The sequence below is a fragment of the Psychrobacter sp. AH5 genome, assembly GCF_040371085.1.
Taxonomy (GTDB): domain Bacteria; phylum Pseudomonadota; class Gammaproteobacteria; order Pseudomonadales; family Moraxellaceae; genus Psychrobacter.
The window spans coordinates 119,812-145,475 of record NZ_JAMBMT010000001.1 but is presented as its reverse complement, the minus strand read 5'-3'; the positions used below and the strand labels follow the sequence as shown (position 1 = coordinate 145,475).

General features: G+C 44.2%; 23 protein-coding genes. 12 read left to right on the top strand and 11 right to left on the bottom strand.

Annotation, left to right across the window (positions count from 1 at the left end):
• Nucleotides 1-73 precede the first annotated feature (73 nt).
• The 5 genes from M0N77_RS00610 to hemJ all read left to right on the top strand — a co-directional run bounded on the left by M0N77_RS00610 (nt 74) and on the right by hemJ (nt 4,293).
• Nucleotides 74-1,108 carry a DUF368 domain-containing protein gene (locus tag M0N77_RS00610; RefSeq protein ID WP_353102575.1) on the top strand — a complete coding sequence of 345 codons (1,035 nt, stop codon included), beginning with the start codon at nt 74-76 and terminating at the stop codon, nt 1,106-1,108.
• Nucleotides 1,109-1,230: 122 nt separating this feature from the next.
• Nucleotides 1,231-1,635, top strand: coding sequence for an AciT family ciprofloxacin tolerance protein (aciT, locus tag M0N77_RS00605; RefSeq protein WP_353102574.1), 405 nt, complete (start codon nt 1,231-1,233; stop codon nt 1,633-1,635).
• A 280-nt stretch (nt 1,636-1,915) separates the two neighbouring features.
• The gene (locus M0N77_RS00600; protein WP_353102572.1) at nt 1,916-2,422 is read left to right on the top strand and encodes an SCP2 sterol-binding domain-containing protein; all 507 of its coding nucleotides are present in this window, start codon (nt 1,916-1,918) and stop codon (nt 2,420-2,422) included.
• A gap of 152 nt (nt 2,423-2,574) precedes the next feature.
• The gene (gene bioB, locus M0N77_RS00595) at nt 2,575-3,786 is read left to right on the top strand and encodes a biotin synthase BioB (RefSeq protein ID WP_353102570.1); all 1,212 of its coding nucleotides are present in this window, start codon (nt 2,575-2,577) and stop codon (nt 3,784-3,786) included.
• Nucleotides 3,787-3,858: 72 nt separating this feature from the next.
• Entirely contained in the window at nt 3,859-4,293 is a 435-nt protein-coding gene (gene hemJ / locus M0N77_RS00590) for a protoporphyrinogen oxidase HemJ (protein WP_353102568.1), read from the top strand.
• 128 nt (nt 4,294-4,421) lie between these two features.
• On the opposite strand, the gene M0N77_RS00585 is transcribed toward hemJ, so the two are convergent.
• The 5 genes from M0N77_RS00585 to M0N77_RS00565 form a co-directional block, all read right to left on the bottom strand.
• On the bottom strand, nt 4,422-5,189 hold the full coding sequence (locus tag M0N77_RS00585) for a hypothetical protein (protein ID WP_353102566.1): 768 nt from the start codon (nt 5,187-5,189) through the stop codon (nt 4,422-4,424).
• A gap of 224 nt (nt 5,190-5,413) precedes the next feature.
• Nucleotides 5,414-5,914, bottom strand: a complete 501-nt coding sequence (locus M0N77_RS00580; RefSeq protein WP_353102565.1) for a hypothetical protein — start codon at nt 5,912-5,914, stop codon at nt 5,414-5,416.
• A 62-nt stretch (nt 5,915-5,976) separates the two neighbouring features.
• The gene (gene rph / locus M0N77_RS00575) at nt 5,977-6,693 is read right to left on the bottom strand and encodes a ribonuclease PH (protein ID WP_353102563.1); all 717 of its coding nucleotides are present in this window, start codon (nt 6,691-6,693) and stop codon (nt 5,977-5,979) included.
• Between the two features lie 205 nt (nt 6,694-6,898).
• Nucleotides 6,899-8,740 carry an AMP-binding protein gene (locus tag M0N77_RS00570; protein ID WP_353102561.1) on the bottom strand — a complete coding sequence of 614 codons (1,842 nt, stop codon included), beginning with the start codon at nt 8,738-8,740 and terminating at the stop codon, nt 6,899-6,901.
• A gap of 212 nt (nt 8,741-8,952) precedes the next feature.
• Nucleotides 8,953-10,680, bottom strand: coding sequence for an AMP-binding protein (locus M0N77_RS00565; protein WP_353102559.1), 1,728 nt, complete (start codon nt 10,678-10,680; stop codon nt 8,953-8,955).
• Nucleotides 10,681-11,066: 386 nt separating this feature from the next.
• Between M0N77_RS00565 and parC the strand changes: the two genes are divergently transcribed.
• On the top strand, nt 11,067-13,361 hold the full coding sequence (gene parC, locus M0N77_RS00560; protein WP_353102557.1) for a DNA topoisomerase IV subunit A: 2,295 nt from the start codon (nt 11,067-11,069) through the stop codon (nt 13,359-13,361).
• Between the two features lie 61 nt (nt 13,362-13,422).
• Entirely contained in the window at nt 13,423-13,782 is a 360-nt protein-coding gene (locus M0N77_RS00555; RefSeq protein ID WP_353102555.1) for a hypothetical protein, read from the top strand.
• 64 nt (nt 13,783-13,846) lie between these two features.
• On the opposite strand, the gene M0N77_RS13180 is transcribed toward M0N77_RS00555, so the two are convergent.
• Both M0N77_RS13180 and M0N77_RS00545 read right to left on the bottom strand, forming a co-directional pair.
• Nucleotides 13,847-14,002, bottom strand: a complete 156-nt coding sequence (locus M0N77_RS13180) for a hypothetical protein (RefSeq protein WP_371834179.1) — start codon at nt 14,000-14,002, stop codon at nt 13,847-13,849.
• 636 nt (nt 14,003-14,638) lie between these two features.
• Complete coding sequence (locus M0N77_RS00545; protein ID WP_353102552.1) at nt 14,639-15,238, bottom strand: hemerythrin domain-containing protein; 600 nt, start codon at nt 15,236-15,238, stop codon at nt 14,639-14,641.
• Nucleotides 15,239-15,554: 316 nt separating this feature from the next.
• Here M0N77_RS00545 and M0N77_RS00540 point away from each other — a divergent pair, with 316 nt between their 5' ends.
• The 3 genes from M0N77_RS00540 to M0N77_RS00530 all read left to right on the top strand — a co-directional run bounded on the left by M0N77_RS00540 (nt 15,555) and on the right by M0N77_RS00530 (nt 18,920).
• The gene (locus M0N77_RS00540) at nt 15,555-16,403 is read left to right on the top strand and encodes an HAD family hydrolase (protein ID WP_353102550.1); all 849 of its coding nucleotides are present in this window, start codon (nt 15,555-15,557) and stop codon (nt 16,401-16,403) included.
• 63 nt (nt 16,404-16,466) lie between these two features.
• Nucleotides 16,467-17,990 (top strand): cryptochrome/photolyase family protein, encoded by a 1,524-nt coding sequence (locus tag M0N77_RS00535; protein WP_353102548.1) that lies wholly within the window; start codon nt 16,467-16,469, stop codon nt 17,988-17,990.
• Nucleotides 17,991-18,089: 99 nt separating this feature from the next.
• Nucleotides 18,090-18,920 carry a Cof-type HAD-IIB family hydrolase gene (locus M0N77_RS00530; protein ID WP_353102546.1) on the top strand — a complete coding sequence of 277 codons (831 nt, stop codon included), beginning with the start codon at nt 18,090-18,092 and terminating at the stop codon, nt 18,918-18,920.
• A gap of 749 nt (nt 18,921-19,669) precedes the next feature.
• Here the strand turns inward: M0N77_RS00530 and M0N77_RS00525 are convergent.
• Complete coding sequence (locus M0N77_RS00525; protein ID WP_353102544.1) at nt 19,670-19,972, bottom strand: hypothetical protein; 303 nt, start codon at nt 19,970-19,972, stop codon at nt 19,670-19,672.
• Nucleotides 19,973-20,134: 162 nt separating this feature from the next.
• Between M0N77_RS00525 and M0N77_RS00520 the strand changes: the two genes are divergently transcribed.
• Nucleotides 20,135-21,292, top strand: coding sequence for an extracellular solute-binding protein (locus M0N77_RS00520; RefSeq protein WP_353102542.1), 1,158 nt, complete (start codon nt 20,135-20,137; stop codon nt 21,290-21,292).
• A 91-nt stretch (nt 21,293-21,383) separates the two neighbouring features.
• Here the strand turns inward: M0N77_RS00520 and M0N77_RS00515 are convergent, their stop codons facing one another.
• The 3 genes from M0N77_RS00515 to M0N77_RS00505 form a co-directional block, all read right to left on the bottom strand.
• Nucleotides 21,384-22,628, bottom strand: coding sequence for an FUSC family protein (locus M0N77_RS00515; RefSeq protein ID WP_353102540.1), 1,245 nt, complete (start codon nt 22,626-22,628; stop codon nt 21,384-21,386).
• A gap of 178 nt (nt 22,629-22,806) precedes the next feature.
• Nucleotides 22,807-23,799 (bottom strand): IS110 family transposase, encoded by a 993-nt coding sequence (locus tag M0N77_RS00510; RefSeq protein ID WP_353102539.1) that lies wholly within the window; start codon nt 23,797-23,799, stop codon nt 22,807-22,809.
• A gap of 227 nt (nt 23,800-24,026) precedes the next feature.
• The gene (locus M0N77_RS00505; protein ID WP_353102537.1) at nt 24,027-25,448 is read right to left on the bottom strand and encodes a glutamate synthase subunit beta; all 1,422 of its coding nucleotides are present in this window, start codon (nt 25,446-25,448) and stop codon (nt 24,027-24,029) included.
• Nucleotides 25,449-25,476: 28 nt separating this feature from the next.
• On the opposite strand from M0N77_RS00505, the gene M0N77_RS00500 reads away from it, so the two are divergent.
• Nucleotides 25,477-25,659 (top strand): hypothetical protein, encoded by a 183-nt coding sequence (locus M0N77_RS00500; protein ID WP_353102535.1) that lies wholly within the window; start codon nt 25,477-25,479, stop codon nt 25,657-25,659.
• Nucleotides 25,660-25,664: the final 5 nt, after the last annotated feature.

Below are 25,664 nucleotides of genomic sequence, written 5' to 3'. Positions count from 1 at the left end.
TTGACCTAGCTTTTATTCTTTTACTTATTACTCAAAACAAACTTTGTTTATCATTAATCACCAAGGAATGTCCATGACGGCATCACCCTCACCGCGGCCAGAGACGTCGGCGCTAGACAAAAAACCCGCTTCAACACTCCATCCATCATCACCTGAAACACCAATTGAAACATCACGCAGACTATCAGCTACAACTGATGGGCCAAAACAGCTGCTAGGCGTTTATATAAAAGGTATGGCGATGGGAGCGGCTGATATTGTACCTGGAGTTTCTGGGGGCACCATAGCACTGATCGCGGGTATTTATGAGCGGCTTATTAACGCGCTTGGTAGCATTGATTTTAGCTTGTGGCGTACTTTTCGCGCGCATGGCGGTCTCAAAGGTTTATTGGCGGTTTGGCGACAAGTTGATGCAACTTTTTTATTGTGCTTATTATTAGGCATTGGCACTAGTATTGTCACCTTAGCAGGAATTATTAAGGGCTTATTGGACAATCAGCCGCTGATTATTTGGTCATTCTTTTTTGGTTTAGTAGTGGCGACTGTCCTATTGTTATTGACTGAAATTAAGCGCTGGAATGTAGCCCGTATTGGCTTATTTATTGCTGGTTTAGGGTTTGCGGTAGTGATTAGTAGCTTACCAATACTCACTACTACTCCAAGCTTGCCCTATTTATTTATCGCCGGCGCTATTGCGATTTGTGCGATGATATTGCCCGGTATATCAGGCTCATTTATTCTATTGTTGTTAGGGGCTTATGACACCGTTTTAGAGGCGGTACATACTCTTAATCTCACTATTATTATCACTTTGATGGCCGGTATGCTAAGCGGCTTATTATTATTTACGCACCTGCTCAAATGGCTATTATCTCGTTATTACCAAGGAACCCTAGCGCTATTAACTGGCTTTATCGCCGGCTCTTTGGTCAAAGTTTGGCCATGGAAAACTGATGCGCTAGGCACACTCAATAGCGAGGCTGTTTATAATGTAGCGCCTTGGCACTATCCTAACGGTGCTCAGTGGTTGACCACTGTGGGGCTAATGATATTAGGAGCGGTTTTGGTCTCGCTGCTGTCTTGGTGGGGACATCAAAACAAAAAATGAGCTAAAAGTGGCGACAAAAACAGACGTCAACTGTTGTCGTAACCTCGCCTCTACCCTCTTTAGCTTTAGCCGTTTTGCTTTCATAATGAGGTTTGGAATTCACCTTATGAATAGCGAGATGAATGATGTTATTAGCTGTATTTTCTGTAGCTAGTGTTGAGGCCTTGAGCATTCCTTTGAGCACTAGCGCTCTGTTAGGCTATGGTTTATTAGCCAGCTTAATAGTAGTAATCCTGTTATCTTCGCAGCGCTGGCTGCTATGGTATGTCTTTGGCGGTATAGCCTACTGGTCTGCTATCGAGCTTATTCACAGTGGCCTGATGATTTGGTCAGCGCTCGATGAATGGCATGGCTATGTGGCGGCGATGGGACTTAGTTGGCTACCGTTATTTGCTTGGGTGCTTTATCGCGCCCTACGTTATGAAGATATCAGTAAAGCATTAGCAGAAGAGCGCGCGTTGGCAGCGGCACGTTATGTCGAGCACTCGCCTATTTATGATGACGATTATCGCCCTCGTTTTCAGTAATTACTTTAGCTTGATACAAAATGCGCCAATATATTGGCGCATTTTTTATGTAATAAAAGCAGTAGTTAAACCATACTGCAATGCTACTTAGATAATACTAATCACACCATAAACAGTCACTGTTACACGATACTTAATGGTCTCTACGCAACTACTAATGAATTGCTTTAAACGCGTAAGTTATAATTTAACCATATGATTATGATTGTAATTACTATAAAGTACGCTTAATTTATCGACCATACGTTTAATTTTTTATTTAACTTTCAGGAGTTTGTCTATGTTTACTGTCCCGGTTTTAGATGTCAAATCTGATCCTTTAGATGTTTTATTAGCGCTAGTAGGTTATCGCTTATCTATGCTTGCTGATAGGGACAATGAAGAATTCACTAAATTACTAGCCGATCGCCAAGTGGTTATCGAAATCACTAGTGAAGAAGCTGGAATCGCGCGTCATTTTAGTTTTGATAATGGCGATTTTGAGCAAAAAAGCGGCTCAGCCGAAAAAGCGGATTTGACTATCAAATTCAAAGACTCAATGACTGGGGTTAAGCTATTGACCAAAGGTAGCCTGCCCGCCTTTATGACCGCGGTACAAGAGGGTAAGCTTAGCATTGAGGGCGATTATAGCTTGATGATGTGGTTCAATAAGCTTGCCAAGCATATCGTACCTACTATTCCAGAAGAGTATGAGCCTTATATTACTAAAGCTAAACCTTATGCTTATAAAGCGCAAAAATTCGCTGAGCATTGGGTTGGCGTTGCTAAGCATAAACTAGGTAAATAGTTTTTATTTAGAAGACAGTCGCAGATATTTGTACGTTGGGTATTTTGATTAGGGTTACGGTATACTAATTGCCGTAACCTTTTTTATTGCCTGAGATTTATTTTCTCACGCGAGTAGTACTTTAATAATTGGATATCATTGAAGGATTGATTATGGCAGGATTGCTTAGTATCTCAGAGCCCAGTGCGCGTAATAATAAAGAAGATAAAGATATTTTTGCCAGCGCTAGTGATTTTTCGATAACGACCCCACTTACAAATAACAATAGCTCATTAGCCGCAAGCTTGGCGACCGACGCCACTAAAAAGCCTCTTAAGTCCAAAGTACAGCCGCAAAAACACAGCCGAGATGCGATAAAAAAACTGTTTGATTTGCCGTTGATGGATTTATTACTACAGGCGCAAACGGTGCATAGAGAGCACTTTGTGGCTAATGAAGTGCAGATTAGTACGTTATTGTCTATTAAAACCGGTAACTGTCCAGAGGACTGCGGCTATTGCTCACAGTCCGGCCACCACCGTGATAAGACCCAATTGACTGCCGAAAAACGCTTAGCCGTAGATAAAGTTATTGCAGCTGCCAAACGCGCCAAAGCTAGCGGCTCATCACGGTTTTGTATGGGCGCGGCTTGGAAGCATCCTAGCGATAAAGATATGCCTTATGTCATTGAGCTGATAAGACAAGTCAAAGCTTTAGGGCTTGAGACTTGTATGACCCTAGGGATGCTTGACTCAAAGCAAGCTGAGCAATTGGCCGATGCTGGGCTTGATTATTACAATCATAACCTAGACACGTCAAGGAACTATTATCAGCAAGTGGTCAGCACGCGCAGCTATGATGATAGGCTTGAGACCATAAATAACGTACGCCACTCTGGTATTAATGTCTGTAGTGGCAACATCGTTGGCATGGGCGAGAGCCGTGAGGATCGCATCGATTGGGTGCATGAGCTACTCAAGATGCCGCAAGCGCCGGAGTCTATTCCAGTCAATTTATTAGTACCTATTAAAGGCACGCCGCTTGGTGATAAGGTATTAAGCGAAGGTCAGCTACCGGTGCTTGAGTGGATTCGTACGATTGCGGTGACACGCATTTGTTGTCCGACAAGTTACGTACGACTGTCAGCTGGGCGTGAGAGCTTATCAGATAGTGAGCAAGCCTTAGCTTTTATGGCGGGCGCGAACTCCTTTTTTTATGGTGATAAGCTGCTAACAACGGGCAATGCTAGTCAAGCCAATGATAATAGACTGATGCAGGAGCTGGGCTTAACCGCGCAAATAGCCGCTCCAAAAGCGCCTAAAGTGGTGGTTACCCTAGATGCAATGAGCGGTCATCACTCAAAGATTATAGTGACACAGAGCTAAAGTTAAATAATAGATTTGGCTCTGATAAAAACCAACAACAGCAATCAAAAATAGAGTTTAAGAGATCAGATTATGGCAGATTATTTTAATTGGATTAAAGCGGCGCATATCATCTCGGTGGTCTGCTGGTTTGCAGCGATCTTTTATTTACCAAGGCTATTTGTCTATCATGCGATGAGTGATGATTTGATTAGCCAAGAGCGCTTCATTGTCATGGAGCGTAAACTCTATCGCGGTATTATGACGCCCTCGATGATAGCTACTTGGATATTTGGTCTTTGGATGGTGGGACTGGGCTGGGAGGTGTATAAAACTCAAGGCTGGTTACACCTCAAAATAGTGCTAGTGATTCTGCTATCGGGCTACCACGGCGCTTGCGGTTTTTATCGTAAAAAACTAGTCAATAATCCGCAATATAAGACGCATGTATTTTGGCGCTGGTTTAATGAAGTGCCCGTCTTTGCCTTAGTGATTATCGTCATTTTGGTCGTGGTAAAGCCATTTTAACCCTCATTATCTTTTGGTATGAATTTTGTCCATTACACCTAACTAACATAAAAAGCGTCCGTAGCTCACGAGAGTTACGGACGCTTTTTGTGATCAGTGTATTAAGATAGGTTGAAACGAGAGACCTATTAGATTGCTGGACGCATGATTTGATAAACGTTACTTAGATCATAAACCTTATAACGCGCAGGCTCACGGCGGTTTTCACCAGCATAGCTTAGCATTAATGCTTGCTTAGCAGACTCATCGACCCAGCCTACAAATAGGCCACTGTGCTCAATTCCTTTATAGCCATGATTGATATAATAAAGCCAGTCTCCTGCTTGTATCTCGCTACTATTGGCGTACGGGCCTTGTCTATAAGCGCCCTTGTGCACGGTATCACGAGTCACCCCTGCCCGTTTAAATACTGCATTTAGATAGTCCCAACAGCCCCCTTGAATGATAGTACGCTCATTGAGCGCCATAGCGCGCGCGGTACTGATAACCTCTTTAGCCGCGCGGCTGCTTTGCGTCTCCGCTTGACCTAAGATAGGCAAATACTCACTATCGATATTATCGTAATTACCTGTCAAAAAAGCCGGCAATACGCTCGGACGCTGATAGCTGCTATTAGGATATTGGTAGCCATCATTGTGACTGCTAGCGCCAGCGCGCTTGATAGTTGAGCGCGTCTCTATTCTAGCTGAAGGTACTGATAAAAACATCGAAGATGAGGGCGGACTATAACGAGCGCTTAATTCTGCTGATGCTGACTTTTGCGCAATAAGAGCGCTCATACTATCCGCATGAGCCTGACCCATGGTCGCCAGCAATAATGCTAGAGTGAAGCTAGAAGTACCAAAAACTGCGAGCTTTATATTAGAAGTATTCATATAGATAGACCTACGCGGCATGACCAACTCCCTGTCAATATAATACCCTCAGTTATAAACTATTTGGCTAGCCTGCTGCAAGCTTTATTGGTATTAATTAGACGATAAAGGCTATGGAAAAGTTGATGGTCAGTCAAATAAGACTTTGGAGGGATAGGATAAAGAGCTAACGAAGTGGCTCAAAAAGAAGGAAAAAAAACAGCGATAAACTAAAGAGGAAGCGACAGCTATATAAAAAAAGGCTATCAGTTAGACGGATTGTCATTCATCTTAATATTAACATGACGCTTAGTAAGCGCTTGGCCTTGCAAGATAGCTTGAGTCGCCGCGGCTTCTTGGCTACTTTCAAAACCACTAATGTGATATTTGCGGTTGTCATTGGCATCGACGATTTGTAGCTGCTCACCAAACAAGGTGATTTTGTCGCCTGCACTGAGCACAATAGCCTCACGCTTACCTTGATTGTCGTGTACCAACTCGCCTGCTCGTACCCATAACACACCACTATTGATGACGCCGCTGAGCTGGTTTTTGCGTTGTTGACGCTGTCTATTAAAGAAAAAACTACCCACAATAAGTAGTGCCAGCGCGCCTATGGATAAGCGCTCAGGCAACAAACTCATGGCCATAGCTACGGCAATAGCGCCAACTAATAACGCCGAGCCAAACCAAAACAGCCCATTATCACCGCTAGGAGGCGGTGATTGTAAGGTGATTTTTGCGCCGTCGTCAGTCAGCTTGAGCATACGGATAACCTATGACAAGAGAATAAAGTAGCTAAAGCTCAATTAAGCTCTAGCCAAGTGCACTACCAGCCCAATGCTGTTTTTTGCATAGTCACCAGCTCAGCGATGCCTTTTTCGGCTAATACCAACATCTCATCGGCCTGCGCGCGAGTGAATGGCTTATCTTCAGCCGTTCCTTGTAGCTCAATGAACTCGCCTTTTTGGGTCATGACCACATTTAGATCGGTATCACAATTCGCATCTTCTTCGTAGTTTAAGTCCAAAAATGCCTTGCCGTCTTTCATGCCCACTGACACTGCCGCCACTAAGCCAATCAGAGGATCAGCTTTGAGCTTTTTGGTTTTTTGTAAGCTCTCTAGCGCATCAATCAAGGCTACCGCAGCGCCAGTCACACTAGCCGTACGCGTGCCACCATCGGCTTGTAATACATCGCAATCAAGATAAATAGTGTTTTCACCTAATTTACTCAAATCTATCATCGCACGCAGGCTACGACCTATCAAACGCTGAATCTCTTGCGTACGGCCAGATTGCTTACCGCGCGCCGCTTCACGTTGGTTACGGGTATTGGTCGCTCGTGGCAGCATACCATATTCAGCGGTAATCCAACCTTTACCTTTGCCCTTTAACCAGCGCGGTACGCCCGACTCGACACTAGCAGTACAGAGGACTTTGGTGTCGCCAAAGCTTACCAATACTGAGCCTTCAGCATGTTTGGTGTAGTGGCGCTCAAAGCTAACTGAACGAAGTTGATCGAGCTCACGGTTGTCATTACGCATACAGTATCCTAGGGTAAGGTGGTGATAATAGTATAAAGATTATGATTTTAGATTAAATAAATGGCCAAATAACCAGCTAAATTATCAAAAAATAAAGACGATATCCTAACGTGACAGCGCGGTAATAGCAAGATTGGCAGTTATTGCTACCTTGCTGCTTGCACGATCCGTAGATAACAAAACGGCTCAAAAAAGCACACTAAACTTATTGTAGGCCTTCCATTTTACGCAGCTCTTTACGTAAGATTTTGCCAACGTTTGATTTTGGCAATTCCTCTACAAACTGCACATGGCGAGGACGCTTATAGCCGGTTAATTGTTTTTTACCAAAATCTAGTAACTCTTTTTCGGTAACATCACCTTTTTTGACCACAAATATCTTGGGATCTTCGCCGCGATCATCGTTTGGAATACCGATAGCGCCCACCTCTTTGACCGCTGGGTGCTCGCTCATCGCCTCTTCGATCTCATTAGGATAAACATTAAAGCCTGAGACCAAAATCATATCTTTTTTGCGATCAACGATTTTGATAAAGCCTTTTTCATCCATAATGCCGATATCGCCAGTTTTTAGATAATCGTTGTTGGTGAAAGTTTCAGCGGTTTCTTCCGGGCGGTTTTGATAGCCAATCATCACTTGTGGACCTTTTACACAAATCTCGCCGCGCTCGCCCATCGCCACTTCATTTTCGTCATCATCAATAAGGATAATGTCAGTACTTGAAGCAGGAATACCTATTTTGCCAGTGAATTTGGCAATGGTCATCGGGTTAAAAGCCACTACTGGCGAGGTTTCTGATAAGCCATAACCCTCAACGATAGGTAGGCCTGTAACTTTATGCCACTCTTTGGCTACGCTTGGCAGTACCGACATACCGCCGCCAATGGACGCTTTTAGGTTAGAGAAATCCAATTTGGCAAAGTCATCGTGATGAACCAAACCGTTAAATAAGGTGTTGACCGCTGGAATAAAAGAAGGCTTGTATTTATCCATCTCTTTGATCAAGCCATCAAGGTCGCGCGGGTTTGGAATCAGCAAGCCAGTATAGCCTTGATACATACCATACATGCCGCAGACCATAAAGGAGAACACATGATACAGCGGTAAGGCGGTCAAAATAACGTCGTCACTGCTAGCGTCATCGTCAAAAGCACTGGTCATCAATACGCTTATTTGTAGCATGTTAGCGACTAAGTTGCCATGCGATAGCATTGCACCTTTGGCAACACCAGTAGTACCGCCAGTGTACTGCAATAAAGCCACATCGCTTAGACTTAGATCAGGACGCTTATATTTACTTGCCGAGACCGAATTTAGAGCTTGCTTAAAAGAGGTGCTATTTGGCAAATGATAAGCGGGGATCATTTTTTTGATATGACGAGCGACTAAGTTGACCACTAAGCCTTTTACTGATCCGAGCATATCACCGATTTTACAGACGATGACGTGCTGCACTTGACCTTTATCTTCGGCGTCCTCATAAGTCTTAGCGAAGTTCTCTACGATGAATAAGGCTTTAGTGCCACTATCATGGAGCTGGTGGGACAGCTCACGGCTGGTGTAGAGCGGATTGACATTGACCAAAATCATGCCAGCACGAATAATACCTAGAGCAACGATAGGATACTGCAATATATTCGGCATCATTACACCGACTTTATCGCCTTTTTTTAAGCCTAACGACTGCAAATAACTAGCGATTTGACGACTATAAAGATCTAATTCCTTAAAGGTAATTGACGCACCCATACAAATATAAGCGGTCTTTTGACCATAACGGCGGAAGTTACGCTCAAAAACCTCTAATAAAGAAGTATCGTCTTCTGGCATATCGATAGTAGCATCGATGTTGTAGCGCTCATAAGCAGTTAGCCAAGGTCTATCACTTGGTATCTCCGGCATCGTTGGAAACTCATTTCTTTTAAAATTTGCACCAGCGGCTTTATTTTTTGGGCGATTGTCACTATTAGCGTCAGTATTAAAATCCTTACCAGCATCATTACTAGCATCGTTATTTGCAGTGCTTTTATTGGTATTATCGGTCATGGTTTTTCCTAAGTAGTGCTATTGAACCTATATTCTTTTATAAAATTACAGGAAGTTATGGCTAGGAACTATAGCATTTTTGCTAAAACTTCTCTATTGCTACCATAAAACCTAAAGATAAATAAAAAAAAGATAAGGCGGCCTGTAAGCTACCTTATCTTTAGGGCTTGTACTATCAGCTTAGCTATTTAATAGCGCAGCTCAAGACTAAATTAAGCGCTATGCTTAGACTCGCGCTCACGTAAGTCTTTATGTAGGATCTTACCAACGTTTGATTTTGGCAACTCGTCAATAAACTCAACATAACGAGGACGCTTATAACCAGTTAGATTTTCTTGACTATAAGCCAAAACCTCTTCTTTGGTTAAGCTCTTATCTTGGCGTACCACAAAGATCTTTGGCACCTCACCGCTTTTTTCATCTTCGACCCCGATGACGCCGCATTCTAGGATTTTGGGGTGACCGGCCATCACCTCTTCAACCTCATTAGGATAGACGTTAAAGCCTGATACCAAAATCATATTCTTTTTGCGATCAACGATAGAGATAGTGCCCTCTCCACTCATGATACCGATGTCACCGGTCAAGAAATAACCATCCGCAGTCATCGATTCGCTAGTGGCATCCTCGCGCTTCCAATAGCCTTTCATAACCTGTGGGCCGCGAATAGCAATCTCACCGCGCTCGCCTAAGGCAACTTCATTACCTTCTTCATCAATAATAGCTACCTCAGTTGCTGGCATCGGTAAGCCGATATTGCCACTGAATGTCGCACTATTGATAGGGTTAGCCGTAGCAACTGGCGAGGTTTCAGACAGACCATAACCTTGAACGATAGTATTGCCTGTCACTTGTAACCATTTTTTGGCCGTATCACTGAGTACTGCCATACCGCCGCCCATCGATACGCGCAATTTGCTATGATCTAACGCCTTAAATTCATCGTTATTGGCTAGCACATTAAATAAGGTGTTGACCGCTGGGAATAGCGCTGGTGGATGACCTTTATAAGCTTTGATTAAGCTCTCTAAATCACGCGGGTTTGGCACCAACAAGCCAATACAGCCGCGGTATAAGCCAAACATACCACACAGAGTAAAGGAGAAAATATGATACAGCGGTAAGGCCGTCATAATCACTGGCTGCTCGCCGGTACCTTCATACTCATCAAAGGCGCTACCTAAGAAGGTGTTACATTGAATAAGGTTTGCCACTAAGTTTCTATGCGTCAGCATCGCGCCTTTAGCGACGCCTGTGGTACCACCGGTATATTGCAATACGGCAATATCATCGAGGCCAATATTATCAGGACGCTTGTACTTTTTGGCAGAGACTTTTTTGAGCGCATCTTTAAATTTGACGCTACCTTTAATATTATAATCCGGCACCATTTTTTTGACATGACGCACGACAGTATTAACCATAAAGCCTTTGAGCGTACCCATCATATCGCCCATGCTAGTGATAACTACGTTATCAACGAGACTACGACCGATATCTTGATAAGTTTTGGCGAAGTTTTCAACCAAAATAAGCGCTTTAGCGTCCGAATCCGTGAGCTGATGCTCAAGCTCTTTGCTAGTATAAAGCGGGTTGACGTTGACTAACGTAAGACCTGCGCGTAGCACACCGATGACAGTAACTGGCAGCTGCAAGATATTAGGCATCATAACCGCAACTTTATCACCTTTGGATAATCCTAAGGACTGTAAGTAAGCGGCAACTTGTAAGCTATATAGATCAACCTCTTGGAAGCTCAAGCTTGAACCCATACAAACAAAAGCGGTCTTATTACTATACTTAGCAAAGCTTTGCTCAAAGATTTCAATCAATGAGGTATCGTCCGCTGGCATTTGTATATCGTAAGTTAGCCCCATCTCTTCATAAGTCTTTAACCAAACTGGGCTGTTATTGCGTACTAAGTTTGCTTGATTTTCCATAATCTTCCTGCTCCAAATAATAAATAGGTGACAAATAGTTGGTTAAATACCCTCTTAACTCTTAACATACACACTTTATACAAACTACTCAATACAAAAGAATGTTACTGGAGTTTGCAAACTGACTTGACGGTTATTTTTTATTTAAAAAAGTCGCGTCATGTTCTGTCGTGTATCCTACCATCCCCCTTTTTAATTAGCAGAAATTGCTTTACGATAGCCTTAACCCATCTCTATACTTTTTATAGCCCTTTTTTATAACTAGCCCTCTTTATAGCTAGTGCGCGCTATAGCCTTAAGGCACTATGTCGAAACTGTAGTTACCCCTTAGCTAGAATACAACTTTAACAACTTAGAATGTAAAACTAATAAGCGAAACCTATTTTATGCCTGATATTATTGATAATAATGCTGCCCTCTTAGCCGACGATGCGATGGACAGTCGCTCTGTGGCTGAATTCACTGAGCAAGCCTATCTCAACTACGCCATGTACGTCATCATGGATCGCGCGCTACCTAATATTGCCGACGGTCTAAAGCCCGTACAGCGCCGTATCATCTATGCCATGAGCGAGCTTGGCCTCAAATCTAGCGCTAAACCCAAAAAGTCGGCGCGCACCGTCGGTGACGTGCTGGGTAAATATCATCCGCACGGTGATAGCGCTTGTTATGAGGCGATGGTGCTGATGGCGCAGCCGTTCAGTTATCGCTATCCGCTGATTACCGGTCAAGGTAACTGGGGTAGCCCTGACGATCCCAAATCCTTTGCCGCTATGCGTTATACCGAAGCCAAGATGTCCGCTTATGCCAATACGTTGCTTAGCGAGCTTGGTCAAGGAACCGTCGATTGGCAAGATAACTTCGATGGCACGATGCAAGAGCCTGTAACCCTGCCTGCGCGCCTGCCCAATATTTTATTAAATGGCACTACTGGTATCGCCGTCGGTATGGCGACCGATGTACCGCCGCATAATCTTAATGAGGTGGTACGCGCCGCCATTCGTCTGCTCAAAAACCCTGAGCTGTCGGTCAAGCAACTCACTCAGTCTATTCCTGCGCCTGATCTGCCAACGGCTGCTGAGATCATCACCAGCAAAAAAGACTTGCAAGCGATGTATGAGAGCGGACGCGGTAGTTATAAGATGCGCGCCACTTACCATGTCGATGCCAAAGAGAAAAATCTGGTCATCATCGATGCCCTGCCCTATCAAGTCTCCGGTAACAAGATTCAAGAACAAATCGCGCGGCTAATGACCGATAAAAAACTACCTTGGGTGGTCGATATCCATGATGAGTCCGATCACGAAAATCCTTGTCGAATAGTGCTGGAGCTCAAATCAACCCGTGTCGATGTCAAACGGGTGATGAGTCATCTGTTCGCTAGCACCGATCTTGAGAGTAATTACCGCGTCAATATGAATATGATCGGCCTAAACGGTAAGCCGCAAGTCAAAAACCTCAAAGAAATCTTGGATGAATGGCTGGTCTGCCGCCGTTCGGTGGTCACGCGTCGGGTACAATTCCGCCTTGATAAAATCGACAAGCGCTTGCATATTTTGGCCGGTTTATTAATCGCTTATTTGCACATTGATGAAGTGATTCGCATCATTCGTGAAGAGGACGATCCGAAAGCGACTTTGATGCAAGATTATGATCTCACTGAGATTCAGGCCAATGCCATCTTGGATATCCGCTTGCGTCAATTGGCAAAACTTGAAGAGATTGAGCTACGTAGCGAGCAAGATGAGCTAGCAAAAGAGCGCGCTACCTTACAAGAGTATCTCGATAACCCTGAGAGCTTAACCAAGCTAATCATCGATGAGCTCAGCGCGGATATGAAGGAACACGGCAACGAGCGCATGTCGCCCCTCATGGAGCGCGATGAAGCGCAAGCGCTAAAAGAGTCCGATCTCATCCCCAGCGAGCCGATCACCGCTATCTTGTCCAAAGCAGGCTGGATACGCGCCGCCAAAGGTCATGAGGTCGATGCCGCTGGCATGAGCTATCGTTCTGGCGACAGCTACCAAGCGCACGTGCGCGGCAAATCCAATGAAAAAATCTATGTACTCGATAGCACCGGACGTAGTTATAGTGTTGACGCGCATAACTTGGCTTCCGCGCGTGGTCAAGGCGATCCGCTGACTAGTGTGCTGAAACCACCAGCCGGCGCAAGCTTTGAGCAGCTCCTCACTGGTAGCGATGAGCAGCGTATCATCCTCGCCAGCTCGGCAGGTTACGGCTTTATCAATAAACTCGGTAACCTCGATACCAATCAAAAATCAGGTAAGAACCTAATCAATCTTGCCGCTGATAGTCGCCTGTTACCTGTCGCACGTATCGATGCCAGTGCAGTGACTAATGGCGATGATAGCGAAGCGGTAAGCGCTATCCCTGATCACGTTGCTGTCGTTACTAACGCCGGATATTTATTAATCTTTGCGCTCAATGATCTGCCCGAGCAAGCGCGCGGCAAAGGTAATAAGATGATTACGCTAAAAGGCGATGAAGAGGTATTGGCTGTCACGCCATTAAGCTTACAGGACAGCTTAGTGATTACCGCTGGAAAACGTCATGTGACCTTAAAGCCAATGGACTTAGCGAATTATACGGGAACGCGTGGTAATCGCGGTGGTCAGCTGCCGAGAGGCTTTCAGAATGTGACTGGGGTTGAGGTTGGGTAGTTGGTTTTGGGTTTTAGAATGCTGGGCTAAAAGCCCAGCCTACGCTTACTGGGAGAATATTATGAGTGAACAACACGTTTTTATTTATATTGAAGACCAAGACCATGTTTTAACTGATGAACAAAAAGAAGAAGCATTTTCACTTTTTGACGAAAATATTATCGAATGTGAACATGAACCATATTTTGATACAGTTGAAAACCTGCAACTGACACATTCAGATATTATTATTACTAGCCCGTTCATGATGAGCGCTGGAGACTTTATAGCAACTAATAAATTTTGGCAATTAGATGACAATGAAGATGAAGAGTTTGAAAGCGACATTAATGAAACTATCTCCATTCGTTCAGAAATATTAAAAGAATTAGAAGATACATTGGGTACTAAGATTACTGTTGTTTGGGAGCATCGAGATTAGCTAGCGTAGGCTGGGCTTTTAGCCCAGCAAAACTATGCTAAAAAGCTAACCCTCAAATTGAACATCAATCATAATCAACCTTAATCCCATCGATACCTACCCCGCCCCAATCTGACGCATAAATACCTTCTGCAACGCATTTTTCAAAAGTTGAATACGGCCAATCAATAGGACGCGCGACATAACCGTGTTTGACCGCGTTGTAATGGATATAATCCATGTGTCGCCTATAATCTAACTCATCTCTAATTCTATGTTCCCAAAATCGCCGTTGCCAAATACCGCGTTCTCTTTTTTTGCTTCTAGAATGATTTATAATTTCATCAGCTGACTTTTTAATCTGTCTTGAAAAATGCGTTTTTATACTAGAGATGATAATAGCGTAATCGTCGCTATTATTTGCTAAAGTGATGAGGATATGCACATGATCAGGTAGCGCGTAGGGTGGGTTAGTTTTATAAAACTCTTGTAGAGAGTACTTATAAAATGTAACCCACCATTTAATCTTGCTAGAATGCGGTGGGTTACGCTATCGCTAACCCACCCTACACATAACTTTGTTTTTTAATAACAAATAAAACCCTCACCACAACAAATAATTAAAAGAATATAAACTCACCGCTAGCTCCTGAGCGAGGAGATAACAAAACACTGCTTTGTCCGAGTGCAAGAGAATTTGCATTTTCGCAAATTCTACAGCGGTATCCTCCTTATTTGGGCGAGTTGTGAAGTCTAGGTTTTGGGGTGGCTCGCAGAGCAAAAGACAGCCCAAACCGTAGCCCTTGCCTCGCACAGATGAGCAGATATAAGCGGAAGGCGGGACAAGCTGATAAAGACGTTTTCCATGCCCAAACCTCTAACTCTGCCGCAGCCCCAAAATCGGAATGACTAAATCCTCTTCATCGGTCAGATGCTGTTGCAATAAATCCGTTACTTTGACTAGGGTGTCGTGCAGCTCGCGAGCCAGCGCCTTATCCTCTTCCTCACTTCTCGCCAGCTTATCATTTTGAATTTGCAATTTATCCAGTAGCTCGTTGAGATAGTCATGATCCTGCCCTAACACTTCAAAAGCAGGGGCGAGCTGAGGGTACATAGCGATAAATTCTGGGAAAAACCCTTCGTCCTCGACCCCATGATGCTGATGCAACTTGAGAATATGCATATTGATACGTTTGAGGATTTGTGAGCGATATTCCGCCCAGTCAAACTCACCGTTTTGGTACGCCTCGCTAATTTGCGTCAGGATACGTTGGCGCTTACGAATATTGGTATGTACCTTGAGCCACCCTGAGGTTTTATACGCGTAGTCGGCGCTAAACCACTGATCGGGCGGCAACTTGTTATACAAAAACAACCAATCCGCCTCTAGACGGCTGTCATGATGCCTTGGAGATAGGCTAAAGAGATCATCATCGCGGCCCGGTTTGTCAGCATGGTTTTGAGTAATCGTGCTCATTGAGTTATCCTAGTTTTATTATCCGTTCTCGGTTTAATACTTATATATATGATGGTTTTCGTCCTCAATTTATACAGTAGCTAGAGCAAAACACCTTTCTAGTATCCGCAACAATAAAATACTAAGCGCTATTTTGAAGGTTAACAAGTAACATAACCGTACCTTACAACGCCGCATTGGCTCATTTATAATGATTGATCTTAGCTGATGATAAGCTTATGTATCTCCAAAAAAGTTAGCCTAATCTTCTTGTACCGCTAGTTTGCTGACAGCCTTATCTAGTAAGAGGATAGCAACTTTAATAAAAAGGACTTTTATGCCAACTGCCAATCAGAGCAAAAGCATAGGGAAAATAAACCCCACCTCCATCCCTATCCCTACGCCAAAGATGATTTTTTTTGATATTGACGATACTTTAAGCCGAAATGGCGAGATTGACCCGCATAATAAAGCCACCCTCGAAGCTATCGCCAAATCAAATCTGGATATTAAGCTGGTCATCTCAACCGGGCGCTCAAAAGCGATATTGCCGCTCGATATTCTAGCGTTACTAGAGGCGGGCGTACTGGACGCCGTTATCTGCATGAATGGTCAATATAGCTTTAATAATCAGCGCATTATCAGTGATTATCCGCTATCTATTGAGCAAGCGACTACCATTGCTGAGCTTTGCCAAAAGAGCAAACTGGTCTATAAGTTCGATGCCGAGTCGCAAATTGTTTGGTCAGATGAGCACGAATGGCAGCACAGGTATCACGATAAAATCAAAAGCTGTAGCATTATTGACCCTGAATATTGCAAATTTAACACCGTTTATCAGTGCTCAGTATTTTTTGATAATCAGCAGGATAAAATGCAAGACGTTAACTTTGCCCAGCATAATCTAAAGCTAGTGCATTGGCATGAGAGTGTCGGTGATATTCTGACTAGTGACGCCTCAAAAGCGCGCGGGATTTTGGATGTTTGTCAGCATTTTAATATAAATGCTGCGGACTGTATGGCGTTTGGCGATGGGCTCAATGATTTAGAGATGTTTGATTTGGTGGGCTTTGCCGTAGCGATGGGCGACGCTAAAGATGAGCTAAAACAGCGCGCCAACCTCATTACGGGCACCATTGAAGAGCAAGGTATTCAAGCGGTGTTAACACCTATTATGCAAGCTTAGGCGTAGTCAGTGTAGGGTGACATTTGGTTTACAACCCTTTTTTAAAACAGCAAGAGTCTAACAATGAGCAAAAAAGTCAGCTTAATCTTCCCGCATCAGCTGTTTGCCGATATATCACTTTGGCAAGAGGACTGCTACTTGATTGAAGAAGACTTATACTTTACCCAGTATCCGTTTCATAAACAAAAGCTGGTGCTGCACCGCGCCAGTATGAAAGCCTATGAGCAGACCTTAATTGACGCGGGTAAAACCGTGCATTACATCGAGTCGTCGCATAAGCACAGCGATTGTCGCAAGCTCATTGCTAGCTTTATCAGCAGCAATGATGAGCCTGATAATAAAGAGAGTATTGACAAAATATACTGCATCGATGTGGTGGATGATTGGCTACGAGGACGAATACAAGAGGCTATACTGGCAGCCGATATCGACTTTGATGTTAGTCCGACACCGATGTTCCTCCATCCGCTAGCTGTCTATTGTGACTTTTTTCGTGACAATCGCTTGTTTCACCATGACTTCTATATTGAAGCCCGCAGGCGTGAAAAGATCCTTATTGATGAGGACGGCGAGCCTATCGGTGGCCAGTGGTCTTTTGATGAAGACAACCGCAAAAAGTATCCGCGTAAAGAGGAGCCGCCTGCGGTCAAGTTTCCTAAACTAAGCGAGCATTATAAGGAGGCGCTGACTTACGTTGAGGACAATTTTGGCGCGCATTACGGCAAGGCCAATCCAGACTTTCGCTATCCGACTACCCATGACGAGGCGGAAGAGTGGCTAGAGGATTTTTTAGCAAAGCGCTTTAAAGACTTTGGTCAATATGAAGATGCTATCGTCGCGGACGCGCACCTTTTGCATCATAGTCTTTTAACACCAATGCTCAATACCGGACTGCTAACGCCTGAGCAAGTCATCACGCGCACTTTAGAGATCAGCGAGGAATATAATATTCCAATCAATTCACTAGAGGGCTTTATCCGCCAGATCATCGGCTGGCGTGAGTTTATGTATGGACTCTACGAGTCTATCGGTCGTAAGCAGCGCAGTACTAACTTTTGGGGCTTCAAGCGCAAGATACCGCCGAGCTTTTATACGGGCGATACCGGTATTGTGCCGATTGATAGCACTATTAAAAAGCTGCTTAAAACGGGTTATGCGCACCATATCGAGCGGCTGATGATCTTTGGCAACTTTATGCTACTGTGTGAGTTTGACCCTGATGAGGTCTATCAGTGGTTTATGGAGCTGTTTATCGATGCTTACGATTGGGTGATGGTGCCCAATATCTATGGTATGAGTCAGTTCGCCGATGGCGGTCTAATGGCAACCAAGCCTTATATTAGCGGTAGTAATTATATCAATAAAATGAGTGATTATCCCGTCAAATCTAAAGGCGAGCTGCTCGAGTGGGCAGCCATATGGGATGGGCTATTTTGGCGCTTTATGCAGGTGCATCGTGATTTTTTTGAGAAAAATCCGCGTATTGGCATGCTGCTATCGATGTGGGATAAGATGGACAAGGATAAGCAAAAACAGCATTTAGATCATGCCAATGCGTTTTTGGCAAAGCTAGATAAAGACGTTTAGCATGACACATTGAATACATGACGAAATAACCGAAACTAATATACGACAACCAAGTATAAAAAAATGTAAGAGACAAAACGTAAAAGACAAAGGATAACTATGTTTACCGAATACAAAGCTGGCGGCGCGATGACTAATACCGCTATACCAACTCCGAAAATTATCTTTTTTGATATTGATGATACTTTAAGCCGCGCGGGTATTATCGATAAAACCAACCAAGCGACTTTAGAAGCTTTAGCGGATAGCGATATTAAGCTAGTGATTTCTACTGGACGCTCAAAAGCTATATTACCGCCTGATATTTTGGCGCTGTTACAAGCCGATGTGCTAGACGCCATTATCTGTATGAATGGGCAGTATAGCTTCGATACTCATCATAGAATCAGTCACTATCCGCTATCGGACAAGCAAACGGCAAAAATCGTCGATCTATGCCAAGCCAGCCGGCTTATTCATAAGTTCGATTCTGCCACTCATATCGCTTGGTCGGATGAGAACGAGCGCTTGCGTGAATTTAATGCGCGTACGCCGAACTCCATCGTGGATCCTGATTATTATAAAGATCATGAGGTCTATCAGTGCTCGGTGTTTTTTGATAATCAGACGGATAAGATGCAAGAAGTCAACTTTGCTCAAGAGGGCTTAAAGCTAGTACATTGGCACCATATCGGCGGCGATATTTTGCCTCTGGAGGCTTCTAAAGCGCGCGGCATATTGGATGTTTGTGAATATTATGGGGTAGATGCCAGCGACTGTATGGCTTTTGGCGATGGAATGAATGATTTGGAGATGTTTGATTTGGTGGGCTTTGCAGTAGCGATGGGTGATGCGCAGCCTGCGTTAATTGAACGCGCCGACTTTGTCACCGGCACTATTGAAGAGCGCGGTATTCAGTCGGTGCTTGCGCGTTTGGATATGGCATCTTAGAAAGCGCTGATGTTATTTGTTTTTGTAGGCTGCGTTTTTAACCCAGCATTGTAACTCTGAAAAGTTTTTGTAGGGTGCGCCCCGCGCACCACTTAATATTCGGATTTCGGAATAGATAAACATTAAAGAATAAATAGCGGTTGGATTACTTGGGTAAAGAGGTGCATTTATTTTATAGCATTACAATAATAGAAAATCCTATTTAAAGGATTTCCCTTGCAAAACTAAAATTGTAGTACAATTTTTGGTGGTGTGTCAAAAAGTATGCTGATTAAAATTTGAACAATTTTTGAAGCCTTGAAAGCCCTATAGAATCAGAGAACTTAGCATAGATTTCTTATTGACTTTTATCGCCAGCATACTTTTTAAAACACCACCCAATTTTTTAACGTTTTTCAGGTGCGCGGGGCGCACCCTACCCGCCCCTAACTTCTATTCAAATCGATATAGAATTTCTGCTTTTGCGTGGGTGAGGACGGAAATAACAAAGTACTGCTTTGCCCGTCCGCAAGGGGAGAGCTATGCGCGAGTGAGGCCGGAAATAGCAGAGCACTGCTTTGCCTATTCGCAAGGGGAGAGCTATGCGTGAGGGACGAGCGCCGAGCGAAATCATTAAAGGTAGATGGCTCATAACTTGCATATTTCTATCTATTAAAGCATCTAATGCTGAGGCCATTTTTAATCTTTTTCTTTTTATATTCGCTAAACTAAGCACTCACGCTACACGCCAAACGTCACAAATAACTCAATCAGCCTCGCCTTGCCATTATCTTGTAAAGTCCAGTACCCAGCTTATAACAGACACCGATAACCACCACGAACACCACAATCGCTAGCAGATAAGATAACCAATCCGGCGCTCTGGTGAGCCAACCGATAGTAAATACTGTACCGAGATAAGCCTCCATTGGCCAGTTGATAATAGGGGCAGAGGTGCTGGCGTTTAACAGCGCTATCAAAGCCACTAAGCCAATCAGGGCAGTTATAATTCCTATGCGTTGTTGATTATTCATATTGGCTCTATCACCGTTTACATAAATTTTAGCAATCATAACATACCTTATAGCGCTAATTGAGGATGCCGCTTGTTACCAAAAAGCCGCTATTGAAAACAGCTGATTTTAGCGCTACCCTTTAAATGACAGCAAATCATAACCATAAACAGATAAATAGGCTGAAAGCGACTCATTTATATTTATTTTAGGAGAGATATTTTGACCCGATTATCATCTGGACTATCATTTGAACTATCAGCGAAACCTGTAGAGCACTCTGTGAAAGGCACTTTTGGTAGAATAATACCAAAAGTATTACTCAGCGCGGCGATAGGTTTAGCGCTCGCTAGCTGTAGCAACTCTGATACTGCTGCGGTTGATGGCGCAGCGGACAGCGATGTGACCCTTAATTTGTATAACTGGTCAGAGTATATGCCGCAAGAGATTCTAGATGGCTTTAAGGCTGAGACCGGTATTTCGGTCAATTACACCACTTTTGACTCAAATGAGGCGATGTACGCCAAGCTTAAATTGCTCGATGACTCAAGCCAGTACGATTTAGCTATTCCTTCTACTTATTACGTTGAAAAAATGGCCAAAGAGGGCTTGCTGCAAGAGCTTGATAAGTCAAAATTGAGTAATTTTAGTAATTTAGATACCTCCTTTACCAATACTAAAGTCGATCCTGAGAATAAATACTCGATTCCCTATATGTGGGGCAGCACCGGTCTAGCTATCAACGGTGACGCGGTTGATGCCTCCAAGGTCAATAGCTGGAACGATCTATGGCGTCCTGAGTATAAAAATCAGGTCATGCTGATGAATGATATGCGCGAAGTCTTTGGTATGGCCCTATTGACGCTAGGCTACTCAGGCAATAGTAAAAACCCTGATGAAATCAAGGCCGCTTATGAGAAGCTCACCACTCTTATGCCTAATGTCAAAACATTTAATTCAGATGCCACCCGTATCCCTTATATCGAAGGCGAAACCAATCTAGGCATGACTTGGAATGGTGAGGCGGTGATGGCCAATGATGAAGGTTTAACAAGCCTCGTTTATAAGTATCCAACCGAAGGCGCCATCCTATGGATGGATAACTTTGTGATTCCAAAAAATGCTAAGAACGTCGATGCCGCGCACCAGTTTATTAATTATCTCTTGCAGCCTGAGAATGCCAAAATCGTTAGCGAAGAGATTGGCTATGCGTCACCGAATTTGGCGGCGCGCGAGCTGATGGAAGAAAGCGTGCGTAACAATCCAACAATTTATCCTGATAAAGAGACGCTAGCTAAAGCAGAGTTTCAAGAAGATGTCGGCGATGAAGCATTGAAGGTTTATCAGCAGTATTGGGATATGCTAAAAACAGGGCGCTAATACGCTACCAGCTCATTGATGAGTCCTGCATATAAAAAAAACGCTAATGAGTAATCGTTAGCGTTTTTTATATGCTGAGTGATTTGTTCCGCTATAGATGCAAATCCGTCTCACCGCCATGATCTTCGATACGGCGCTGCTCACGGCGCTGATAGCGAAGACCCGAGGCCGAATACCACTGCGAATTTGTGGTTTGTAATAGATCGCTGAGCCGCTGCAACTGCGCTTGTAAGGTTTGGGTGAGCCAAAAATAACCCTGCCACTCAAAAGCGAGGTGCTGTACGCTTGGATATTCGGAGACCGCAATGCGAGTAATGGGTCGAAACACCTCATCGCTAGGACTACGCAGCACCGCTGCCATATGCTGCATAGCGTGGGTCAACTCATGCTGATAGTGCATCAATAAAATATGATTGTCCTCATCGATCTCAATATTGGCCAAACGCGGCGCGGCGCTTAATAATAAATCAATAGTGCCAATGATATTGCGGTGCGAGCGCTGAATGGTCTCAAGCGTTTCTTTATCGATACCAGACTCGCTCGCGGTTGCGGCGATATGCGGACGCACGGCAAGCAGGCGTTTATTGATCTTTTGTAGCTCTTTAATCAGCGCCTTATTGACAGGCACATCAGGGATAGCGCTACTAGGGGGATAAGTGGGATGAATAAGGTCGGCAATAGTGGTGACATCGGCATACTGAAATGGCTTATCGGTCATACTCTCAGCATCGATATGATCGCCGACCCCGGCATACAGATTACTACAAGATTCTAGATTATTGGCTAATAAAAACCGCCACATCAGCGTTGATTTGAGTGGCAAAATTAGCGTTGCCGCGACCGCCACTCCAGCGCCTAGCAAGATATTAAATGCGCGGTACAGACCGTCTTGTCCGATGTTGCTTTGATCAGGGCTAGACACTATCATCAGCATCGTAATACCGGTAAGCAAGCCAATATAGCCCAATTGCTTGACCGCGACGTAACCGATAATGCCGCTAATCATTGCGATGGAGAAATAATAAAGCCAAAGCCACCCGCCAATATCTTTACTGAGCCAAATAAAGCCTAGACCGACTACGACGCCAAGTAACGTTCCTAAAATACGCTCTTTGGCCTTAGTATAGATCGCCCCTTGATACTGCAATAACCCCAAAATCACAAACACGGTGATCGTCGTCCACTCGCCATGCGGCAAGTGTGTCAGCTTATTAAGTAATAAAGCGCTCAAAACCGCCACGCCTAAGCGTATAGCATGCAACACATCGGCATGTAAGTAGCGAGCATAAGGCTCAACAAAAGGCGCACTGATACGCTGCCAGAGGGACGCTTTCACTTTACAACACTCTTATTCATCAAAAAGGATAAAAACAATGCCTCTTATCCACCGAAGAATAAAAGGCATTATGGATGTCAACATGCTAGCACAGAATATAAAGTTTGCGACTCACAAACGCTAAGATGGGCTAATCTTTAGCGTATACTGAAAGAGATACCATCTTAAAAAAGCCAAATCAAGTGCTAATTAGCTCAACTCTTGCTTGGTAAGGTTGCTGATGTTTAACCACGCCGAAACAAATATGCACAAGCTTACGCATCGCCGCACAGACAGCCTGCATTTTGCACTTACCGTTAGCAAGCAGTCGCTCATACTGCGCCTTAATGTCGGGATTATGCTTAATGGCGACTAGCGCCGGCATATACAATTTAGCTCTTACGGCACTTGAGCCATTCTTTGCTAAGCGAGACTTGCCCTTAAATAGCCCTGATTCACTATGCTTGGGAACTAGACCTAAAAAGGCTGCCATTTGCGACGCTTGACTAAACTGCTTATTATGCATCAGCGACATCATCTGCTTTGAGACAACAGGGCCGACGCCTTTAATAGTTTGTAGCAGATATTGGTCTTGCTTTAAATTGGAATGACCATCGATATGGTCATCAATATCACCATTGAGCTTAACAATGGCGGCTTGCAAAGAGACTATCATCTGCTCAATAGACGCTTTAACGATAGGAGCGGTGTCTGTGGCCTCCGTTTTTTCCAATCGATTCAGCTCACGTTGTAAGTCTTCTTGTAGCGCGTCTAAGCGCGACAGTAAAGACTTGAGGTAACGCGCCTCTGCTGGCGGCGGTGTCCACAATTTAGGCTTAGCACTATAGGTGTAGCGGGCTAATAACATACTATCTTTCTTATCCGTCTTGTTGCGACTTCCTAAACTAGCAGCATAGCTTTTGACGTAAGCAGGATTGATGATGCTGACGTTAAGCTTTTTATCAAATAGGTAGTAGGCGATGTTCTCGTGATAGACGCCTGTGGCTTCAAGGGTTATGTGGATGTTGTTTAAGTCATCAGTAATGTTAGCAATTAGCCAGTTGATAAGAGCAGCATAGTCACTGTGATCATTTTTAAAGACTTTAGTTTTGAATTTTAGTTTGTCAGTGTCTTTGAGCCATGCAATATCTAGCTTATTTTTACTAACGTCTATGCCTATATAATGTGTCATCTTATTGTCTTCCCTTGTTTATGCAGTGTCACTCATGGCATCTGATAAGATGTCGAGGCACTTGGATACCATTCAGAATATTAAGATGATAGGATGAGCATTGGGCATAATCTCTTACACAGTGTCTAGGCACTAAGGTTATACTCATACTCTCAATGCTCATGAATAACTGCTTTATTTTATCAACTTTCATCGATAGTATTAAGCGATTATTCAAGATACAAGAGTTATACCTCTAAATAATCTAAGATACCCTCAGCGGCTTCTCGGCCTTCCCAAATCGCCGTCACTACTAAGTCAGAACCGCGCACCATATCACCGCCTGCAAAGATCTTCGGATTCTTAGTCTGAAACTTATAGGTCTGATCCTCGACAGCCACTACGCGCCCTGAGGCATCCATCGCAACTTGCTGAGTCTCGAACCAATCGGCGGGGCTCGGGCGGAAACCAAACGCCATAATTACTGCATCACACTCAATAATCTCTTCTGAATTCGCTATCGGCTCGGGGCGCTGACGACCACGGTTATCAGGCGCGCCTAATTGCGTAGTCACGACTTTGACGCCTTTGACATTGCCATTGAGACCGATAATCTCAGTCGGCTGACGATTAAATAAGAACTCAACGCCCTCCTCGCGAGCATTAATCACTTCGCGGCGCGAGCCTGGCATATTTTCTTCATCGCGGCGATAAGCACAAACGACGCGCTGGGCCCCTTGGCGAATGCTAGTACGGTTACAGTCCATCGCTGTATCACCGCCGCCAAGTACCACTACTCTTTTGCCTTTTAGATCGATGTACTCGCTAGCGTCTTTTTCCCAGTCGTTGCAGCGATTAACATTAGCGATCAAATAATCAAGCGCGTCATGTACGCCCTCTAATTGCTCACCAGCAAAACCGCCACGCATATAAGTATAAGTGCCCATACCCATAAATACCGCATCGTAATCGCTCATCAGCTCATCGATAGTGATGTCCGTGCCGATTTCGGTATTGAGACGAAACTCGATGCCCATATCTTCAAAGATAATGCGGCGATTGCGCATAACGTCTTTTTCCATTTTGAACTCAGGAATACCAAAGGTGAGCAAACCACCAATCTCAGGACGCTTATCAAAGACGATAGGCTTGACGCCGTTTCTGACTAAGATATCAGCGCAGCCCAATCCTGCTGGCCCTGCGCCGATAATAGCAACCTTTTTATCGGTCCAGACCACATTAGACATATCAGGACGCCAGCCTAAAGCAAAGGCGGTATCGTTGATGTACTTCTCGACATTACCGATAGTCACCGCGCCAAACCCGTCGTTCAAAGTACAAGCGCCCTCACAAAGCCTATCTTGTGGACAGACACGGCCGCAGACCTCAGGCAAAGTGTTGGTACGATGGCACAGCTCTGCTGCCTGAAAGATTTGTCCTTCGGTCGCAAGCTTCAGCCAATTGGGAATATAGTTATGTACGGGGCATTTCCACTCACAATAAGGGTTACCGCACTCAAGGCAACGGTGCGCTTGGTTAGCTACCAGCTCGGTGTCTTGCGGCGTATAAATCTCTACAAACTCAGTGGCGCGAGTGACGATGTCCTTTTTGATAGGCTCTAATCTGGGAACATCCAAAAACTGAAAACTATTTTCTAAACGTTTTGCCATGATAAAATCTCTTTGATAGTGGGTAGTGATGACGATAAATCTTGCCCGCTTATGTCCAGTACGTCTCTACGGGCTCGCCGCATCACTGACCTGCTTAAAGCATCTGCGTTGGTATAGCGCAGTGGTTCTAGTCTACTTTCAGGACGGCGCTCGCTTGTGCCCCGTCCCTGTCAAACCTTTAGCTGATGATGTCGATAGCTATTATAGCTAGTATCA

Coding starts and splice junctions, on each gene's coding strand:
- M0N77_RS00580 (WP_353102565.1), bottom strand. CDS start 5,914: ATGCTCAAGCTGACTGACGACGGCGCAAAAATCACCTTACAATCACCG.
- M0N77_RS00510 (WP_353102539.1), bottom strand. CDS start 23,799: ATGACACATTATATAGGCATAGACGTTAGTAAAAATAAGCTAGATATT.
- M0N77_RS00585 (WP_353102566.1), bottom strand. CDS start 5,189: ATGCCGCGTAGGTCTATCTATATGAATACTTCTAATATAAAGCTCGCA.
- M0N77_RS00565 (WP_353102559.1), bottom strand. CDS start 10,680: ATGGAAAATCAAGCAAACTTAGTACGCAATAACAGCCCAGTTTGGTTA.
- M0N77_RS00525 (WP_353102544.1), bottom strand. CDS start 19,972: ATGATTGCTAAAATTTATGTAAACGGTGATAGAGCCAATATGAATAAT.
- aciT (WP_353102574.1), top strand. CDS start 1,231: ATGATGTTATTAGCTGTATTTTCTGTAGCTAGTGTTGAGGCCTTGAGC.
- M0N77_RS00545 (WP_353102552.1), bottom strand. CDS start 15,238: ATGAGCACGATTACTCAAAACCATGCTGACAAACCGGGCCGCGATGAT.
- parC (WP_353102557.1), top strand. CDS start 11,067: ATGCCTGATATTATTGATAATAATGCTGCCCTCTTAGCCGACGATGCG.
- bioB (WP_353102570.1), top strand. CDS start 2,575: ATGGCAGGATTGCTTAGTATCTCAGAGCCCAGTGCGCGTAATAATAAA.
- M0N77_RS00505 (WP_353102537.1), bottom strand. CDS start 25,448: ATGGCAAAACGTTTAGAAAATAGTTTTCAGTTTTTGGATGTTCCCAGA.
- hemJ (WP_353102568.1), top strand. CDS start 3,859: ATGGCAGATTATTTTAATTGGATTAAAGCGGCGCATATCATCTCGGTG.
- M0N77_RS00535 (WP_353102548.1), top strand. CDS start 16,467: ATGAGCAAAAAAGTCAGCTTAATCTTCCCGCATCAGCTGTTTGCCGAT.
- rph (WP_353102563.1), bottom strand. CDS start 6,693: ATGCGTAATGACAACCGTGAGCTCGATCAACTTCGTTCAGTTAGCTTT.
- M0N77_RS00570 (WP_353102561.1), bottom strand. CDS start 8,740: ATGACCGATAATACCAATAAAAGCACTGCAAATAACGATGCTAGTAAT.
- M0N77_RS00500 (WP_353102535.1), top strand. CDS start 25,477: ATGACGATAAATCTTGCCCGCTTATGTCCAGTACGTCTCTACGGGCTC.
- M0N77_RS00555 (WP_353102555.1), top strand. CDS start 13,423: ATGAGTGAACAACACGTTTTTATTTATATTGAAGACCAAGACCATGTT.
- M0N77_RS00540 (WP_353102550.1), top strand. CDS start 15,555: ATGCCAACTGCCAATCAGAGCAAAAGCATAGGGAAAATAAACCCCACC.
- M0N77_RS00610 (WP_353102575.1), top strand. CDS start 74: ATGACGGCATCACCCTCACCGCGGCCAGAGACGTCGGCGCTAGACAAA.
- M0N77_RS13180 (WP_371834179.1), bottom strand. CDS start 14,002: ATGGATTATATCCATTACAACGCGGTCAAACACGGTTATGTCGCGCGT.
- M0N77_RS00600 (WP_353102572.1), top strand. CDS start 1,916: ATGTTTACTGTCCCGGTTTTAGATGTCAAATCTGATCCTTTAGATGTT.
- M0N77_RS00530 (WP_353102546.1), top strand. CDS start 18,090: ATGTTTACCGAATACAAAGCTGGCGGCGCGATGACTAATACCGCTATA.